Below are 18,440 nucleotides of genomic sequence, written 5' to 3' on the forward strand. Positions count from 1 at the left end.
CCAGTCAGTTCCATTCCCCAGTTGCACTGGCGAGAAAAGCGTCGCGGCCAGCACCCCCACTTAACTCCAGCGTTAGCGTGCCCGTATCTGCCGTGTGCAGGTCAAAGACGAGCAGTGTTGCACCCAATGCGCCCGGCGGAACCTTACATTTGACCGCAGTCGACGCAGCACTGCAATCGAGGTGAGAAGGCCAGGTCACTATCTCATTGCCCGCCGACACCTCCAGCCGCACGCTGTCTAAATGCGATTGGCCAGATCCCCCTACATCAAAACTGGCGGTCAAGGTTCTACTGCTCTCACCTGGCCCTCCGCTCAGGTCAGCATTGAACGCTTCACCCAGCGGGCTCTGTTCGAGCTGATTCCCCTGTAACCGCATTGTTTCAGGGCCGCTCGGCTGCGTTAGAAGCGACCCGGCAAGCACTACAGCACCAGTGGCAAGCAGCACGAGCCCGCCCGCCAAGGCTTTCTTCGATCCGAGCTGCCGAATCATGGCACCCGCGACCGGTGCAGTGGCGGCGATACGCGTTGACGGGGTCAACGTATGCGATTGCGCACTGGCATCTGTGACCGGTTGAGGCAGAGCAGCGCTGGCCTCTGGCAGAAGCGCCAAGCCTGCAGACGCCCGCTGGGAAAACTGAGCCACAACAAACAGGGGCACAACGCCGAGCAGCGCGCCGACGGCCGCAAACCTGCGCCAGTTCGACGTGCAGTCGTCGCAATCGTGGGCATGCTCTAACGCAGGACCCTGCCTTTCGTGCTGCTCCAGCGAATCATGGATCTGAGTGGGTAGCTTGTGCGCAAACTCCGCGCACTCCAGGCTGCCGCTCGACAGGTATTCGATGAGCAACGCACGCCGCAACGACACTTTCGCACGTGCAAGGAGGTTTGAGATCGCTGGTGCCGGGCGCCCCAAACGCTCAACCAGATCCGCTGGCTTGGCGCCGTTCACGAGCACCTCTGCGAGCACGACCCTGTGGTCATCACTCAACGTCAGAAAAGCATGCTGCACCGCCTCGCACTCGAAGATCAGATCCGGGCTAAAGGATTCCTCTTGCGCCGGCTCCTGCGGGGTGGCTTCGAGATCGTCTAATGATCGAACCCTGGACCGCGGTGACCGCAACCTGTCAATGTAGGCATGACGGATACTCACGACTACGTAGGCCCTGGCATTGCGGTCGGGGCCCCTGCCAGCCTGCCACAGCTCGACGAGCCGAACAATTGCGTCTTGCACCAGATCTTCTGCGTCAGACTGATGCTGGGTCTGCACAAGTTTTCTCGTCGCAGCCAGCCAGTAGCTTACGCAGCCAGCAATGAACCTGCTTCCAGCTTCGAGATCACCCGAGTTCGCACGCGTTGCGAGTTCTTCAAGTTGTTCCGCTGATTCTCTCGTTGCTCCCAAACTATGCCCCCATGTTGTCCGCAGTATTCGCGCACCGGATGAAGCAGCATCGCCTACCCAAAGGACTACTTACAAAAGTGCGCATGAAGGGGACGAGTCGGTGCACCGAATCTGTCGCCGGCGGTCTACACAGGCGAGTCGCGCATTCTCAATGCGCATTTATCAGCGAAGCTCCGCGTACGTATTTCTGCTCCACTCCTCACGAAAGGCACGTTTTGCGCGAGACAAGAGGTTGGAGATGGCCGGGGCGCTGCGTCCCAGCTGCACCACTAAAGATGCTGGCTTCAGCCCGTCCATCAAGACCGCCTCAAGCACGGCCCTGTGGTCGTCACACAACTTGGTGAGTGTGCGTCTCACCTGTTCACGTTCGTACAGGTCATCAATTTCAGCTGGTGCCACTGCCAGTTCTAATCCCGGTTCTTCCGCTTCGTCCAATGACCCCACTCGAGAGCGAGGAGAGCGCAAGAGATCAATGTATGCGTGCCGAACTGTGACCATCACGTACGCACGAACGTTGCGTGCAGGACCGCGCCCACCTTCCCACAGTTCGAGCAGTTTCAAGACTGCGTCTTGTACGAGATCTTCGGCCATGCGCTGATGACACGCGTAGACGAGTTTTCTGGTTGCAGCAATCCAATATGTACTGTTCGCGGCAAGAAATTCTGTCGCAGCTGCGCTGTCCCCTGCGTTAGCAAGCCGCGATAGCTCTTCCAGCCGGTCAATGTACTCGCGCCGCTTCGTTCTCCATGGCATTTTGGCCTCCCCCTGCGACAGCCATACGGCTGATCGCAGGATGACCTTAGGTGGCGGCACCAGCCCTTACACCGAAAACTCACCCCGTGGGGGTGAGTTGTAGACCAAATGAATGAACTTACCGGAAAAGACTCTTTGCTTGTTACTGGCCTATATACTTCGAGCGCACCCGTCGTGCTCTACGGCCATAAGCAAATTTCTCGCGGCCGGCGACAATGGGTGGAAAAGAGATACACACGTTGCCATTCGCGCCTTTTGCGCCCCCAATTGACGATGACTTTGCAGACGAGCAAATTGCTACCGCGCACCTAGCACTGTCGGCAGGTAACTCTAGCGAGGCCGTTCAGGTACTCCTCAGGAATTGGATCGGGTTACTCACCGGCCCTAGGCATCGCGAGCTCGACGCTCTGTGCGCGCGCTTGCCACACGAAGTCGCTGAAGATCCGCGCATTCTCGCGGTCAAGGCCTGTGCACAAGACTCTCTGGGGTCCGATCAGCTCGCCCAGATTCTTCTTGCCCGAGCGCAAACTATGGCTGCAGCGCTTACGTCACCAGCTGAGCTGGGACAGTACCCTGACCTCGAGTGGCATCTCGGTTTTGCCGAGATGGTTCTGCTCGATGACCGCGCTCACGTAATCGCCGTTACCGACAGGGTGTGGAGTCTACTGGGCGAGGGAGTCGAAATCGAGACGCACAGCCGCGCCGCCGCGTTTCACCACATCGGTTGGGCTTACCTGCGGCACAGAGGCTCACCCGAACGCGGCATCCAGGCCCTCACCTTCGCCGTGCGCGAGTCCACCGCACTTGGCGACACAGTGCTGCGCAATCGTGCAACGCGTCACCTTGCCTTCATTCTCGCCTGGGTCGGCAAGATTCGTGCGGCGCAGCAAGCCCTCAGCCGGGTTGACGACCTGCCCGAACCCGTGACCTCCTGGCAGCTCAATAGCGTCGGTGATGTGCAGGCAGCAGAGGCCTATATTGCCTACCTCAACGACGACCTCGAGCTCGCAAAGAAGAGCATCTCGAACATCAAAGGGAGCGACACGCAGGTCGTCTCCTTCACCGGAACGGCCAGGTTCCTCTTCATACTCACGGCGGCCGCGTCTCGGGATCCCTCGCTCATGCGACGCGCGGCCCTCGAGCTGCAACACATTCCGCGGCAAGATTCACGAGGAGTCTCGTGGGAGGCATTCCACAGAATGTGCCAGGCCGTATTGTCGGAGGCGACCGGCGGCCGCGACCGGGCGCTCGCGATCGCCCGAAAATTCTCGGGCACCGAAGATATGCCGCTCGTGATCGTAGTTCTCGCGGGCATTCTGCGACGCGCGGGGCAGGTGAACGAAGCTTTGGGCATGCTTCAGAACCTACGAAACTATCAACAGTTGTCGTATGTGCGCGTGGCCACGCTATCGACAGGTGCCATTAGTTCGTCACTCAGCGGCAACCCCGCTGCCGCGCACGAGCTACTCGAGCTGGCGCTAGAGGCGGCCGAAGAGGAGGGCATCTGCCGCCCGTTCTGCGAGTGGGACCTTGAGCTACGCAAACTCCTTACCGAGCATCTCGCGTGGGGCACCCGGTACTCCGAGTTCATCACCGGCTGCTTCTCGCAAAAGACCGAATCGCACCCGCTGCACGAACTCTCAAAGCGCGAACGTCTCGTTCTCGCGCAGCTACGCACCACTCGCACGCTCGCCGAGATTGCTGAAGCGCTCGGAGTCTCTCCCAACACTGTAAAAACACAGGCTGGATCCATCTACCGCAAACTCGGAGTCAAGTCACGCAAAGAGGCGATCAGCGTCGTCGTCGAGGATGCACTTGGCCCTTAGAGCGTGTCTGGCAAACCTGTCGCTGTAGTGATGTCCCCGGCCGAGCGTGATGAACAGCGTAGGGCGCTCAAGGAGGCTGAACTGCGCATTCTTGCGGTCGCCACCTCGCTGGCTGCCGGCAGGTCACGCATGGTGTCTGCTGACGAGGCCCGGGAGTCGCTTCTTGCAGCAGAATAAGAAGCTACTGCAAGACCACGCGGAGGTAGTTTTGGCGGACCCCTGCGTCGAGTGGTTGGGCAGCAACTTCACGGTAACGGAGCGCGGCGAGTACGGCGAAACACCTCAAAACTACTGGTCGTACGCCCCCGGAACGTTCTGATCCCAGTCGATGATCGATCCGGTCACCACTCCGCTGCGATCACTCAGCAAGAACACGATCGCGTCGGCAATCTCGTCGGGCTGGCCCAGCTTGCCCATCGGCTGCGCGGCCGAAGCCACCGCCAGCCAGTCATCGGCGGCGCCGTGAAAGTTCTTTTGCGTCTGTGCCTCACCGGGCGTCGCGGTCCAGCCGATGTTGAGGCCGTTAATGCGCACCCGGTCGAAGCGGTGCGCAAACGCCGCGTTGCGGGTGAGCCCCGCGAGCCCCGCCTTCGCAGCCACGTAGGGCGCGAGGTACGGCTGCCCGCCGTGCATCGCCATCGACACGACATTCACGATCGTGCCGGGCTCGCCGCGCCGCACCATGTCGGCGACGGCGCCCTGCATCGTCATGAACGGCACCGCGAGGTTCAGGGTGAGGTGTTCGTTCAACAGCTCGCGGCTCGTGTCGAGCAGCGTGCCCCGGCTCGTCGCGCCCGCCGCGTTCACGAGGCTGTCGACGCGGCCAAACCGCGCGATCGTCTCGGCGACCGCGCGCTCGGCCTCGCCGTCGACGCTCAGGTCGGCAATCACCGCGTGAGCTTCAATGCCTGTGCTGGCTGCGGCGCCGGTGCCCGCTGCGGCGCCGGGTGTCGATCCGGATCCCGCCGCACGGATCGCCTCGAGCGCGACCTCGGCCTTCGCGGCGCTGCGGCCCACGATCACGACGCCCGCGGCGCCCTCGCGGGCGGCGGCGCAGGCGACCGCGAGCCCGAGGCCCTGCGTGCCGCCGGTGACGAGTACGATCTTGCCCTGCATGAGTGCCTGCATGACGCTCCCTGTTTTCGCTTCAGTGGTGGTTTCGTGGGTGCCGCACCTCGGTGCGAGTCGTTATGGTCGACGTTAGTCTTCGAGGCGGGCGGGGCGCAGCGGCAGCCCCGTCGCCGTGTAAATCTCGTCGATGAGTGCCATCGTGTTGCGCGAGCGGGCGAGGCGCTCGCTGTCTCGCACCCCCGCGCGCAGCTCGCGGCGCACACGCTCGAGCTGGTACACGTACGAAGAGGTGGTGCCGACGCGCTCGGTGCGTTCGGTTGCCTCTGCGCTGGCCCCTGCAGCGCCAGTGCGCACGATGAGCCGGTCGTCCTCTTGCGGCTTCACAAAGTTGGGTGTGAGGAGCGAGCCCGCGGTGCCCACAAGTTCAAGCGCGAAGTCGAACTCGCTGTGCTGCATGTTGGTGCGCATGGTGACCTGCGCGTCGCCCAGCGTGAACTCGGCGTCGACGGCCGCATCGACTCGCTTGTCGGGTCCGTATGGTGTGGCCTTCGCGCGGGCGAGCGTGAGCGCCCGGCCCGTCGCGTCGCCGATCGTGAGCAGCGCGTGCAGCGCGTAGCAGCCCAGGTCCATCATCGCGCCGCCGGCGAGGTCGTAACTCCACCGCGGGTCATGCGCCCCCGGATCGGGCATGCGCATGTGCACCCGCACCTCGCGCAGTTCGCCGATCTCGCCCGCTTGAAGCAGCTCGAGTATGCGGGCGATGAGTGGGTGGTCGGCGTAGTGAAATGCCTCCCACGCCCAGCCGGGCGAGGCGTCGAGACGCTGCACGACCCGGTCGAATTCTGCGAGGTTTGCGGCGAACGGTTTCTCGACGAGCACCGAGCGGCCCGCCTCAAGCGCGCGCGCCGTCCACTCGGCGTGAAGCCCGTTGGGCAGACCGATGTAAACGATGTCGAGCGAGTCGTCGGCAATGAGGGCCGCATAGTCGTCGTGGGTGGCGGCGAAGCCGTGCTCGGCCGCGTATGCGGTGGCACGCTGCGGGTCGCGCGCGGCGACGGCGGCCCGCACATCGCCCGTGTGCGCGGTCGCCTCGAGGATCGCGAGCTCGGCGATGCGGGAGGCCCCCAGCATGCCGATGCGCAGCGGCTCGGCTGGCTGAGATTGCGGCTGCGAGGTCATGATGCGACCGCCTGTCGAATGAACGCCACGCTCTTGCGCGCGTTCTCGAGCGCGCGGGCGGCGTCGTCTTCGTTCTCGACGACGGTGTCTTGCTCGAGCACGTACCAGCCGTCGAACCCTGCGCCCGCGAGCGCCTCGACGATCTCGCCGACGCGCGCGTCGCCCTCACCCAGCGCCTGATACATGCCCTGCCGCACGCCCTCGCGGTAGTCGATCTCGCCCGCGCGCACGCGCTTCGCCACGGCCACGCTCACGTCTTTCAGGTGCGCGTGCACGATGCGGTCGCCGTGCTGGCGCACCAGCTCGACGGGGTCACCACCGCCGAGCGTGAAGTGGCCGGTGTCGAGGCACAGACCAATCGTTGACCCCTCCACGACACGGCCCACCGCCTCTGGGGTTTCGATCAGTGTGCCCATGTGCGGGTGCAGCGTAGCCACCACACCCACCGCGGCGGCGGCGCGCTGCACGCGATCGAGGTTGGTGAGGAGCGTCTGCCATTCGACAGCGCTGAGCTGCGGCGCCTCGTCGTAGCCATCGGCTCCCGTGACCGCTGCGAGCACGAGGGTGGTGGCGCCCGCCGCGACGTAGGCCTCGAGTTCGCGCTCGATCGCGGGGAGCGGGTCATCGGCAGATTCGGCCTCTGCAGACTTGTGCAGCACCGCGGGGTAGAAGCCACCCACCGCGCTCAGGCCCGCGTCGGCGAGCACGCGCGCACGCTCGGCGGGCGCGTCGGGTAGAAAGCCTTCGGGGCCAAACTCGGTCGCGGTGATGCCGAGTGACACCATCTCGCCGAGCACCCGGTCGCGGCCGAGCTGCTCGCCCCAGCCGGGCACTTCGATGACGCCCCAGCTAATGGGGGCTGATGCGATGCGTGCGTTCATGTCGTGACTCCTTCGTCGTAAGTGTGGTGGCTGGGCGCTAGGCGGTAGCGCCAGTTGGGGCGGCCGCGGTGGTCGCCGCGGTGGTGCCCACAACGGGTGCGCTGGCCTCCCAGCGGCGATCTGCCGCCGAGCGTTCGGCCGCCGAGATGACCTGTGCGGCAGACAGCGCGTCTTGAATGTTGGAGTTCACGGCAGTGCGGCCTGCGACGGCCTCCAGAAACTTCTTCGCCTCGATGACCTTCAGGTCGTCGTACCCCATCGAGGTGCCCGCGCCGGGCTGGAACCTGCCGAAGTCACCCATGCCGGGGCTCGCCATGACGCGCGTGTACCCCTGGTGAGCGGCGCCCAGGCCGCTCGAGATGTGCAGCTCGTTCATGCGCTCGAAATCCCAGTGGGCCGAGCCGTTGGTGCCATAAACCTCGATACCGTAGCTGGCGCGCGGGCCCACGGCCACGCGTGAGGCTTCGAGCGTGCCGACGGCGCCGTGTGCGACTGCGTCGCCCGAGAGCTTCACGAGCATCGCCGCATAGTCCTCGTTCTCGACCGGTTTCATGTCGCCGTCTTCGATCACCGCGAAGTGGGTGCCGGTGCCCATGGGCAGCTCGGGCCGTTCGGTGTAGACGGTAGAGGTGACGGCGCTGACTTCGGCGATCGGACCGAGCGAGTACTGCACGAGGTCGACGAGGTGACCCATCAGGTCGCCCAGCACACCCGAACCCGCCAGGTTACGAATGAAACGCCACGACAGCGCACCGCGGGGGTCAGCCGAGTAGTCGGCGAACATGTGCCCGCGCACGTTCGTGATGCGGCCGAGCTCGCCGCTCGCGATGAGCTGCTTCAGGTGCTCAATCGCGGGCGCGTGGCGGTAGTTGAATCCGATCGTGCTGACGACGCCGGCCTCGGCCGCCGCCTCAGAAACCGCGCGGGTTTCGTCTTCGCCGCGACCCACGGGCTTTTCGACCCAGAAATGCTTGCCCGCCTTCGCGGCCGCGATCGAGATCTCGGCGTGCAAAAAGTTGGGGGCGCAGATCGACACAACATCAACCTCGGGGTCGTTCAAGACCGCGTGGTAGTCGGCCGAGGCACGCTCGTAGCCGAGCACCTCGACAGCCTCCTGCGCCCGCGCGGGTGCGGTGTCGGCTGCGTGCACGAGCCGTGTCTTGATGCCCAGGTCGGGGTACGCGTAGCGCAAGTTCGAGTATGCGCGGCTGTGCAGCTGGCCCATCCAGCCCACGCTAATGAGGCCCACGCCGATGGTGATGGTGCCGTCTTCGTTCGTCTGCATCTGAGATTCTTTCGTCGAGGTGGGCTGAGATGCCTGTCACCGGGTGCGCCGTTGCAGGGGCCCAAGCGTGAAATATGGACCGGTCCAAATTGTAAGTACATAATGAGTTTTGTGTCAAGCCGCCGCGGGATTGCTGCTCGGCGCGTCGCTTCGCGCACCAGTCTCGCGTCAAGCATCTCGTTACCCGAAAAACTGGTGCTTGACGCCGGATCGGTGCGGCTAGCGGCGCGCGACGCGCGACGGCCATCGCGCCCACACCAGTGAAGCTCGCGTGGGTGAGCGCTGCAACGAGGATGCGGCGGCGTGCGGTCACAGGGACTCCGGCTGGGCTGAGGTGGGCAGTGAACTCAGGGGAGCGCAGAAAGAGGGGGCGCCCTGCTGGGCACCCCCTCTCGTCTTGCTAGGCCGCGGGCCGAACGTTAGCGCTCGTCTTCCTCAGGGATCACGACGTTGACGACCTCGGTGACGGTGACCCGGCCCACTCCTGCAGCCTCGTCCTCTTCAATCTCGTCGCGAATCGTGCGCACCGTGTCGGTGCTCGTGCCCACCTGGCGCAGCTCGTGCACGAGCTGCTCGAGCTCGGCCCCGCCAGCCATGAGGCCCGTGAGCTCTTCGAGTGAAATGTCTGCCTTCTCGTGGTAGCCGATGCTCTGGCCGCGCTTGAGCAGCAGAAACCGATCACCGACGGGGTAGGCGTGGTGCGGGTTGTGCGTGATGAAGATCACGCCGAGACCGCGGTCGCGCGCCTGAATGATGTAGCGCAGCACGACACCCGACTGCTTCACGCCGAGGGCGGCGGTCGGCTCGTCGAGGATGAGCACCTTCGCGCCGAAGTACACGGCGCGCGCGATCGCTACACACTGCCGTTCGCCGCCCGAGAGGGTGCCAATCGGCTGGTCGACGTCGCGCAGGTCGATGCCCATGTCGAGCAGTTCCTTCTTCGCCGTCTCGCGCATGAACTCGATGTCGAGGCGTTTGAACGGGCCCCAACCAATCGTCTTCTCGGAGCCCAAGAAGAAGTTGCGCCACACCGGCATCAGCGGTGCGACCGCGAGATCCTGGTAGACCGTCGCGATCCCCCTGTTGAGCGCCTCACGAGGCGAGTCAAGCTTGACCGCGTCACCGTCGATGAGAAACTCGCCGCCGGTGTGCTGGTGCAGACCAGCAATGATCTTGATGAGGGTGGATTTACCGGCGCCGTTGTCGCCGAGCACGCACATCACTTCTCCCGCGCTCACCTTGAGGCTGACATCGCGCAGGGCGATGATGTTGCCGTAGCGCTTCTCGGCGTCGCGCAGCTCTACGAGCGGCGTGGCCGTAGCTGTTGTGGCGTTCACTTTTTACCTCCCTGCGCTGCGCGGCGCTGCAGCGTGAAGTTGAGCACGGTCGCTCCCAGCAGCATGGCGCCGAGGAAGAACTTGAGCCAGTCGGGGTTCCACTCTGCGTACACGACGCCCTTGAGTGCCATGCCGTAGATCAGCGCACCGATGGCGCCGCCGAGCGCCGAGCCGTAGCCGCCCGTCATGAGGCAGCCGCCGACGACCGCGGCGATGATGTAGAGGAACTCGTTGCCGATGCCCTCGCCCGACTGCACGGTCTTGAACGCGAACAGCTGGTGCATGCCCAGCAGCCACGCACAGAAGCTCACGCCCATGTAGAGGCCGATCTTGGTCTTCACGACCGGCACGCCGACAGCGCGTGCCGCGTCGGGCGCGCCACCCGACGCAAAGATCCAGTTGCCAATGCGGGTGCGCTTCAAGATCCAGGTTGCGACTGCCACGAGCAGGATCCAGTAGAAGACCGTGATCTTCACCTTCACCCCGAACACCGGAACATCTGATGCGAACACGGCGGCGGCCGACTCGAAGCCGGGCCACCCCGCGATCGACGGGGCAGCGACCCCGCCCGTGATCAGTCGCGTTACACCCAGGTTGAGGCCCGTCAGCATGAAGAACGTGGCCAGGGTGATGATAAAGCTCGAGAGTTTCGTCTTCGTCAACAGCCAGCCGTTGAGCAACCCAACGAGCAGCGAGAACACGAGACCGATCGTGGCCCCGACCCAGACGTTGCCGCCGAACCAGTACATGAACAGGGACGATGACAGTGCGGCTGAGATGACGCCGACACCGGCCGACAGGTCGACCTCGCCGCCGATCATCAAGAGCGAGACACCGACCGCCATGATGCCCACGGTGGATGCACCGTAGAGAATCGTGGCGATCGAGTCAGGCTTGGTGAACTGCGGTGCAACGACCGCAAACATGATGGCCAAGACGAGTGCTGCTGTGCTGGCGCCCGCCTCAGGCTTCGAGAAGAAGCGCGTGAAGAGGTTGCCGGTGGCAATACGCTCATCAAATTTTGGCGCAGTGGCTGTAGACATAGATTTCAACTCTCTCGCAGCATTACTTGAACTGCGCGGCAACGCTCTCAGCGTTGTCGGCGTTCACAACAGCGGGGCCGGTGAGCACTGCCTGGCCGCCGCCGAGCACGTAGCCACCCTCGTGGAACAGGCGCACCGCTTCGACCGACTCGTAGCCCTGCATGAACGGCTGCTGGTCGATACCGAAGAGCATCGTGCCGTCCTTGATCGCTGCGTACACGTCAGAGTTCAGGTCGGTCGTGGCGAGCGTGGCTGAGCTACCGGCGTCCTTGATCGCGTCAACGGCGGTCATCGCGAAGGGTGCACCGAGCGTCAGCACGGCGTCAATGTCCTTGTTGGTCTGCAGCTTCGAGGTGATCGTCGAAGCAACGTTCGTCATATCGGTGCCCTGCACATAGAGCACTTCAGACGAGCCATTCAGCTTGTCGGCGAGACCTTCGCAACGCGCTTCGAGCCCGACATGGCCCTGCTCCTGGATCACGCAGACGACCTTCTTCAGGCCAGCTTCGTTGAACTGTTCAGCAGCAGCCTGGCCGGCGACGAACTCGTTCTGCCCGAAGTGCGCGAGCACGCCCATTGCCTTGTAGTCGTCTTCGCCCGCGTTGATGCTAAACACGGGGATCCCCGCTTCAACGGCCTTCTTCACCTCGCCCGACATGGCGTCGGCCTTCGCGAGGGTGACAACGATGCCGTCGACACCCTGGTCTACCGCCTGCTGCACGAGCTGCGCCTGGCGTGCGCCATCGGGATCCGAGGTGTAGAGCAGCTCGATGTTGTTGCGCGACTCTGCCTTCTCGGCACCCGACCGGATCGTGTCCCAGAACGTGTCGCCGGGGGCCGCGTGCGTGATCATCGCGACCTTGAGCTTGTCTTCTTTAATAGCGTTGCCGTCGTCGCCGCCAGCCGCGCCACCACCGGCGCCTGCGGGGCTGCCACAGGCGGCGAGGAGCAGGGCTCCGGTTGCTGCGATGCCGGCAAATCCGACTCGGGTCCAGCGCTTCATTTGTGACTTCATTGTCTTCACTCCATCGTGTTAATTGAACTAATGTCGTTACAAAGCTTTAGCTCTGCTCTGTACAGTACAGCAAGTTTTCGCGTCAGGCGACCTTTACGGTAAAGGTTGGATAACGTCCCGCGAGGCTCTCGCGAACCGCCTCGGCAGCCATCTGAAACGTAGCGGCCATGGCCGCCTCAGACAGCCCAGAGGTGTGCGGGCTGAGAACCACGCGAGGGTCGTGCGCGAGCGGGTGCCCGCGCATCGGCTCCGCCGCAAACACGTCGAGGCCGACGCCCGCGAGAATGCCCGAGCCAAGCCCCCACGCGAGTGTAGCGGTTGATACGAGTTCGGCGCGGGCGCAGTTCACGAGCACGAGACCCGGCTGCGCCGTCGCCAGCAACTCACGCGGCAGCAACTCACCGTCACCGCCCGGCAGGTGCAGCGTAATCGCATCAGCCCGTGCCACGGCTTCTGCGAGTGTCACGTTCTCAAACTCTTCGGCCTGCACGAACGGGTCGTGCACGAGCACGCGCATACCAAACGCGGTGGCAAACCCCGCGATCACACGGCCGATGCGGCCGAACCCGATCACCGCGAGCGTCTTGCCGAGGGCGTCACCCGGCACGGGCACCGCGGCTTCGCCCCACCGATCGCCCGCCACAAACGCGTGCGACTGCGGCACCCGCTTAATGAGCGCGAGCAGCATCGCGAACGCCCCCTCTGCGACCGCGCGGGCGTTGCTGCCCGGCGTCACCGCGACGGCGATGCCGCGCTCGTGGCACGCGGCGACGTCGACGCGCTCGACGCCCACGCCGGTGCGCGCGACGACGCGCAGCGCGGGCATGTGCGCGAGCAGCGCCCGGTCGACGTCGTACGCTGCCCGCACGATCGCCCCCTCGGCGGCCGCGAGGTCGCTCGCGTCGGGCTCGGGCTCAAATCGCACCCCGGCCCCCAAGTGCGGCAGCACCAGCGCCGGATCAACGGGCCCGAGCCCCACGACGAGCGGGCTGGATCCTGCGATCGGCTTCGCCGTCATGACGCTGCCCCGAGATCGGGGAGCGCGCCGCGCACGGTCGCAGCGAGCAGTGTCGCATCAGACCCGATCGCGATGAACTTGAAGCCGCGTGCAAGGTACGCCTCGGCCCCCGCCCGGTCGTTCGTGAGAATGCCCGCGACCTTGCCGTGTGCACGGCAGGCGACAACAACCCGATCGAGCGCCTCTTGAAACACGGGGGCGTCGAACTGGCGCGGCACGCCGAGCGCGTAGCTCAGGTCTTGCGGGCCCACGAACAAGACGTCGGCGCCGGGCGTCGCAGCGATCGCGTCGAGCTCGGCCATCGCTCCGGCCGTCTCGATCTGCACGATGCCCGCGGCGCGGTCGTTCGCGGCGTCGAGCGCCTCCACCTCGCCACCCCAGCGGGCAGCACGGTTATAGGTGGCGACACCGCGATCCCCCTCGGGCGGGTACAGTCGGTGCCGCAGCGCGGCTGCCGCCTCTGCCGCACTCGAGATGCGCGGCAGCATCACGCCCGCCGCCCCCGCGTCGAGCACCCGCCCAACCCGAATGCGGTCGGGCTGCTCCACGCGCACAAGCGTCGCGGCGCCGTAGCCGCCGGCCGCGGCAACGATCGAGCCGACCTCGGCCTCGTCACCGCCACCGTGCTCAAGGTCTGCGAGCACCCAGTCGAGCCCGGCCGAGGCACACACCTCGGCCGCGGCGACCGAGCCGAGCCCCAAGAACGTGCCGACCGTGGGCTCGCCCGCGAGAAACCGGGCGCGCAGGGCGCGGCCCGCGGCCAGCGGGCCGGCAGCTTGGAACGATCCGGAGCTGACAGCGGCGGCGCTCACAGCTGCCGCGCCAGATTCTGCCGCGCTCATCCGTGCCACCGCTGGTTCGCGCGACCCTCGAGGTAGTCGGCCAGCTCGACGCTCGTATCGGGCGCCTGCGACACCTCGGCGGGAGAAACGTCCCACCACACCTCTGAACTGGGCAGGTCCACGTGAGGGATGGTGGGCACAACGATGACGACCGGGCCCTTAACGTCGCGCGTCTCGGCGAGCGCCTGGCGTACCTCGTCAGCGGTGTACGGCTTGCGCACCACCGCGCCGAGGCCGGCCGCGATCTGGGTCAGGTCGATGTTCAGGTAGTCACCCTCGAGTCGGCCCGCATCGGAGCCCGCGAGCGATCCGCCCGCTTCGCGGTAGCGAAACTCGTTGCCAAAGTGCTCGCCAGTGCGCCACATCTGCAGCCGACGAATCACCTGGTAGCCGTGGTTTTCTGACACCACGAGCGTGAACGGAATGCGCTCTTGCGCCGCGGTCACGATCTCGGTGGGTGCCATCACGAAGGTGCCGTCGCCAATAAACGCGGTGACGCGGTGGCTGGGGTCGGGGTCGGCGAGGCGCACACCCATCGCCGCGGGCAGCTCGTAGCCCATGCATGAGAACCCAAACTCGAGGTGCGCGTGGCGCCCGTTCGTGGCATCCCACACCTTCTGTAGATCGCCGGGAGGGCCGCCGGCCGCGGCGACGATCGTGTCGCCGGGCTGCGCGTGCTCCTGCAGCAGGCCAATGAGCTGGCCCTGTGTGAGGATCGCATCGGTGTCGGGCACCTCGGGCCGAGTGGCCTTGTCGAATACCGGGTCCGGATCGAGCGCCCGCGCCCGCGCCGGGGCCCACTTGGCGCGCGCGGCCTCGACATCGGCGGCCCAGTCGGCCGCGACGCGGTAGTCGCCGAGCGCCTCGGTGAGCGCGTCGAGCGCGAGACCCGCGTCGGCGAGCGCGGCGTACGCGCCCTGCTTCACGGCATCGTGCTCGACAACATTGATCGACGCGAACTTGACGTTCTCGCCCTGGAAGATGGACTGCGACGCGGTCGCAAAGTCGGTGAGGCGGGTGCCGATGTGCAGCACGAGGTCGGCGCGCTCTGCGAGCCGGTTCGTCTCGGGCGAGCCCTCGAGCCCGATGCCGTCAACGCGGAACGGGCCGTCGCTCGTAACCGCGCCCTTACCCGCGAACGTCTCGCTGATCGGCAGGCCGGTGCGGCGGCCGAGCTCGGTGAGGCGCTCTTGCGCGTCGGAGTAGATCACGCCGCCGCCCGCGATCACGAGCGGGCGCTTGGCCGCACGCAGCAGGCGCGCGATCTCGGCGATCTCGGTCGCGTCGGGCACACGGCGCCGAATCACCCAGTCCTTCTCGTCGAAGAACTCGACGGGAAAGTCGTAGGCGTGCGACTGCACGTCTTGCGGCAGTGAGAGTACGACGGCACCCGTCTCCTCGGGGTTCGCGAGCACGCGAAACGCCTGCGGCAGCGCCGTGAGCAGCTGCTCGGGGCGGTTGATGCGGTCGAAGAACCGCGAGATGTGGCGAAACGCGTCGTTGACGGTCACGTCTGGGGTGCCCGGCAGGTCGATCTGCTGCAACACGGGGCCCTGGCGGCGTGTGGCGTACGTGTCGCCGGGCAGCAAGAAGAGCGGGATCCGGTTCACGGTCGCGAGCGCCGCCGCGGTCACGAGGTTCGTGGCACCCGGGCCAACCGATGCGGTAACCGCGAGGGTCTGTCGGCGCTTGGTGGCCTTCGCGAAGCCGGTGGCGAGATGCGCGATGGCCTGCTCGTTGCGGCCCTGCACAAACGGAAGGCTGTCTGCATACTCGGCAAACGCCTGGCCGAGCCCGGCTACGTTGCCGTGGCCGAAGATGCCGAGCGCCGCGGGGACGAAGCGGCGACGCACGCCGTCGGCGACCGTGTACTGGGCGGCCGTGTACTTCACGATCGCCTGGGAGACCGTAAGACGTACGGTCTTGCCCGAGAGTCCTTGCACCATTGCTGTGCTCCTTATTGCTTGCTGGTTATGTTGTTGTAGTTCTTGTGCGGGCTAGCTGTGCAGAATCACGGTCTTCACCTCGGTCATCTCCTCGACCGTGGCGCGCACGCCTTCCTTGCCGTACCCGCTGGCCTTAAAGCCGCCATACGGCATCAGGTCTGCACGCCACAGCGGCGTCCATCCCAGGTGCACGCTGCCCGCGTCGATTTCGCGCATCGCGCGTACCCCCTCTGAGAGGGTGCCCCCGAAGACACCTGCGGCGAGGCCGTACGGGGTGCCGTTGGCCGCGTCGATCGCCGCGTCAAACGAGTCGACGGTGGTGACCGCGACGGCGGGCCCAAAGAGTTCTTCTTGCGCGAGCGCCTGGCGCGTATCGACGCCCGCCACGATCGCGGGTGACACGAACGCACCGTCACGTGCGCCGCCGGTCAGAAGCCGCCCGCCCTCGGTGACCGCCTGCGCGATGCTGCGCTCGACGCGCTCAGCGTCGCGTTCGGTGATGAGCGGGCCGAGCGTCGTGCCCTGGGCCGACGGGTCGCCCATGCGAATCGCCTCGACCTTGGGCACGAGTGCGTCGAGAAAGTCGCGCTCGATATCGCGGTGCACGATCACGCGCTGCACCGAGATGCACACCTGGCCACCGTTGACGTAACCGCCCGCCGCCACCGCGGCGGCCGCCTTCTCGAGGTCGGCGCCGGGCAAGATCAAGGTCGGTGACGACGCCCCGAGCTCGAGCGACAGCTTCTTGATACCCGCGATACGTGCGATGTGCTCACCCACGCCCGTTGATCCGGTGAATGAAATTTTGCGCACGCGAGGGTCGCTCACGAGCGTGTCGCCGATCGAGCCGCCCGCGCCGGTGATCACCGAGAGGACGCCCTCGGGGAGGCCGGCCTCGATGAACAGCTGCGCGAGCGCAAGCGCGGTGAGCGGGGTGGCGCCCGCGGGCTTGAGCACCACCGCGTTGCCTGCGGCGAGCGCGGGGGCGAGCTTGTGCAGCACGAGCAGCGCCGGGTAGTTGAAGGGGGTGATCGCGACGACGATGCCGACGGGCTGCCGCAGGGTGAATCCGACCTTGTCTTGACCGGTGCCGGGGTTCGCGTCGAGGGGCAGCGAGTCGCCGTAGAGCTGTGTGCCTTCGTGTGCGGCGAGGCGAATGATGGCGCCCGAGCGGCGCGCTTCACCGAGGGCTTCGGCGAGCGGCTTGCCGTTCTCGGCCGAGATCGTGGCACCGAGCTGATCTGCCCGCGCGTCGGCAAGATCTGCGGCGCGCTGCAAGATCACGGCGCGCTCGTGGGCGGGGGTGCGGCGCCAGATGGCCGCCCCGCGCTCGGCGGCGTCGACGGCGGCGAGCGCGTCTGCCGGGCTGGCGAGCGCGACCTCGCCGACGGCGCGGCCGTCAAACGGTGAGCGCACTTCGGCGCGGTTGCCCGTGGCGGCTTCGCGCCATTCGCCACCAATGAGCAGCCCGTAGCTGCCGTGTTCGCTCGTGCCCTGCCCTGCGCTGGTGTGATTGCTCATTGGTGCGCCCTTGCCCGTCGTCGTTGATGTAGATCGCAGCTGATGTGATTCAGCGATCGTTTGGACCGGTCCAAATTGTAAGCACATGGTGCCTGGTTCGTCAACCTCGCACGCGGGCGCCCCGCCGTGGCACGATAGACGCGTGACCTCCCGTGACGACGCGCCCCCCGCCTCAGCCGCTCCCCACGTCCGCCCCACCATGCGCGACGTGGCCGAGCGCGTCGGTCTCTCGCGGCAGCTCGTGTCGATCGTGCTGCGCGGCGCCCCCGGCGCGAGCGAGGCCTCACGCGAGCGCATTCTGGCCGCGGCACGCGAGCTCGGCTACCACCCCGACGACTCGGCGCGCATGCTGCGCCGGCGCCGCAGCGGCCAGATCGGCGTGCTCTTCACCATGCGGCAGCCCTTCGAGGTCGACCTCGTCGAAGCCCTGTACCGTCGCGCCGCCGAACGCGGATTCGCGCTCGCCCTGAGCACGATGAGCGCGTCTCGCTCACAAGAAACCGCTCTCGCTGAGCTCATGCGGCAGCGCATTGAGGCGCTCATCGTGCTCGACGCGCACGAGGGCAACGAAGAGTTCATCGGCCTCCCCGCGGGGATCCCCACCCTGCTGCTCGGCGGCCCCGCCTCCCCCGAGCCGCACGACAGCGTCGATGTCGAGAACCGCTCGGGCATCGCCCTCGCTGTCGAGCATCTCGCCGCGCTCGGCCACGAGCGCATCGCGTACGTGGGGCCCGAGGCGGGCCCCAACGCCGCCGAGCGCCTCACTGGGTACCGCGACGCCATGCGCTCGCTGGGTTTTTCGAGCCGGATCGTCCCGAGCGCCTTCACCGAGGAGGGCGGGCACCTGGCCGCCACCGCGCTCCTCGCCGAGCTTCGCCCCGCCCCCACCGCGCTGATCTGCGTGAACGATCACTGTGCGATTGGTGCGCTGCAGACGCTGGTGCGCGCGGGGGTGCGCGTGCCCGAAGACGTGTCGATCATCGGCTTTGACGACAGTAGCGCGGCGGCGCTGCCGTTCGTTCAGCTCACAAGTGTGCGACCAGACCCCGACCGCATGGCGCAGCTCGCCATCGAGACCGTGCATGCGAGGCTCGAGCACCCCGACGCCGCCCCCACCAGGCTGCACGTAACCCCCACGCTCACCCTGCGCGCGAGCACTGCCGCGCCCGCCGCACCTGCCGCACCTGCCGCGACCCGAGTCTAGCCAGGCCCACCAATCCAGCTCCAAGCATCAATTTCCGGGGAAAACTGATGCTTGGAGCTGGATCGATGCCCGAGTCGGCGTTGCAGTCGCGGCCCCGGCCCCCAGAGAGACGTCAACCCA

General features: G+C 66.1%; 16 protein-coding genes. 3 read left to right on the forward strand and 13 right to left on the reverse strand.

Annotated features, from left to right (window positions below):
- Positions 1-4: 4 nt before the first annotated feature.
- Both ACXR2W_RS12915 and ACXR2W_RS12920 read right to left on the reverse strand, forming a co-directional pair.
- On the reverse strand, positions 5-1,267 hold the full coding sequence (locus tag ACXR2W_RS12915; protein WP_458816516.1) for an RNA polymerase sigma factor: 1,263 nt from the start codon (positions 1,265-1,267) through the stop codon (positions 5-7).
- 294 nt (positions 1,268-1,561) lie between these two features.
- A complete protein-coding gene (locus ACXR2W_RS12920; RefSeq protein WP_458816514.1) occupies positions 1,562-2,152 on the reverse strand; it encodes an RNA polymerase sigma factor in 591 nt (196 codons plus the stop codon).
- Positions 2,153-2,682: 530 nt separating this feature from the next.
- Here ACXR2W_RS12920 and ACXR2W_RS12925 point away from each other — a divergent pair.
- The gene (locus ACXR2W_RS12925) at positions 2,683-3,978 is read left to right on the forward strand and encodes a helix-turn-helix domain-containing protein (RefSeq protein ID WP_489948862.1); all 1,296 of its coding nucleotides are present in this window, start codon (positions 2,683-2,685) and stop codon (positions 3,976-3,978) included.
- Between the two features lie 3 nt (positions 3,979-3,981).
- Positions 3,982-4,155 carry a hypothetical protein gene (locus tag ACXR2W_RS12930; protein ID WP_458816510.1) on the forward strand — a complete coding sequence of 58 codons (174 nt, stop codon included), beginning with the start codon at positions 3,982-3,984 and terminating at the stop codon, positions 4,153-4,155.
- Between the two features lie 111 nt (positions 4,156-4,266).
- Here the strand turns inward: ACXR2W_RS12930 and ACXR2W_RS12935 are convergent, their stop codons facing one another.
- The 11 genes from ACXR2W_RS12935 to ACXR2W_RS12985 form a co-directional block, all read right to left on the reverse strand.
- Positions 4,267-5,106, reverse strand: coding sequence for an SDR family oxidoreductase (locus tag ACXR2W_RS12935; RefSeq protein WP_458816508.1), 840 nt, complete (start codon positions 5,104-5,106; stop codon positions 4,267-4,269).
- Positions 5,107-5,178: 72 nt separating this feature from the next.
- Entirely contained in the window at positions 5,179-6,228 is a 1,050-nt protein-coding gene (locus tag ACXR2W_RS12940) for a Gfo/Idh/MocA family protein (protein ID WP_458816506.1), read from the reverse strand.
- Positions 6,225-7,109 (reverse strand): sugar phosphate isomerase/epimerase family protein, encoded by an 885-nt coding sequence (locus tag ACXR2W_RS12945; protein WP_458816504.1) that lies wholly within the window; start codon positions 7,107-7,109, stop codon positions 6,225-6,227. Before ACXR2W_RS12945 ends, ACXR2W_RS12940 begins: the two co-directional genes overlap by 4 nt.
- Positions 7,110-7,146: 37 nt before the next feature.
- Positions 7,147-8,394 carry a Gfo/Idh/MocA family protein gene (locus ACXR2W_RS12950; RefSeq protein WP_458816502.1) on the reverse strand — a complete coding sequence of 416 codons (1,248 nt, stop codon included), beginning with the start codon at positions 8,392-8,394 and terminating at the stop codon, positions 7,147-7,149.
- A 419-nt stretch (positions 8,395-8,813) separates the two neighbouring features.
- Positions 8,814-9,731: an ATP-binding cassette domain-containing protein gene (locus tag ACXR2W_RS12955; protein ID WP_458816500.1), complete on the reverse strand. Its 918-nt coding sequence runs from the start codon at positions 9,729-9,731 to the stop codon at positions 8,814-8,816.
- Positions 9,728-10,774 carry an ABC transporter permease gene (locus ACXR2W_RS12960; protein ID WP_458816498.1) on the reverse strand — a complete coding sequence of 349 codons (1,047 nt, stop codon included), beginning with the start codon at positions 10,772-10,774 and terminating at the stop codon, positions 9,728-9,730. Before ACXR2W_RS12960 ends, ACXR2W_RS12955 begins: the two co-directional genes overlap by 4 nt.
- A 22-nt stretch (positions 10,775-10,796) precedes the next feature.
- A complete protein-coding gene (locus ACXR2W_RS12965; RefSeq protein ID WP_458816550.1) occupies positions 10,797-11,777 on the reverse strand; it encodes a substrate-binding domain-containing protein in 981 nt (326 codons plus the stop codon).
- A 94-nt stretch (positions 11,778-11,871) separates the two neighbouring features.
- Positions 11,872-12,807, reverse strand: a complete 936-nt coding sequence (locus tag ACXR2W_RS12970) for an NAD(P)-dependent oxidoreductase (protein WP_458816496.1) — start codon at positions 12,805-12,807, stop codon at positions 11,872-11,874.
- Positions 12,804-13,649, reverse strand: a complete 846-nt coding sequence (locus tag ACXR2W_RS12975) for an HpcH/HpaI aldolase family protein (RefSeq protein WP_458816493.1) — start codon at positions 13,647-13,649, stop codon at positions 12,804-12,806. Before ACXR2W_RS12975 ends, ACXR2W_RS12970 begins: the two co-directional genes overlap by 4 nt.
- Positions 13,646-15,595 (reverse strand): 3D-(3,5/4)-trihydroxycyclohexane-1,2-dione acylhydrolase (decyclizing), encoded by a 1,950-nt coding sequence (iolD, locus tag ACXR2W_RS12980; RefSeq protein ID WP_458816491.1) that lies wholly within the window; start codon positions 15,593-15,595, stop codon positions 13,646-13,648. Before iolD ends, ACXR2W_RS12975 begins: the two co-directional genes overlap by 4 nt.
- Positions 15,596-15,646: 51 nt before the next feature.
- The gene (locus ACXR2W_RS12985) at positions 15,647-17,116 is read right to left on the reverse strand and encodes an aldehyde dehydrogenase family protein (protein WP_458816489.1); all 1,470 of its coding nucleotides are present in this window, start codon (positions 17,114-17,116) and stop codon (positions 15,647-15,649) included.
- Positions 17,117-17,258: 142 nt separating this feature from the next.
- Here ACXR2W_RS12985 and ACXR2W_RS12990 point away from each other — a divergent pair, with 142 nt between their 5' ends.
- Positions 17,259-18,320: a LacI family DNA-binding transcriptional regulator gene (locus ACXR2W_RS12990; RefSeq protein WP_458816487.1), complete on the forward strand. Its 1,062-nt coding sequence runs from the start codon at positions 17,259-17,261 to the stop codon at positions 18,318-18,320.
- Positions 18,321-18,440 lie beyond the last annotated feature (120 nt).

This window comes from Leucobacter faecis, assembly GCF_054456695.2.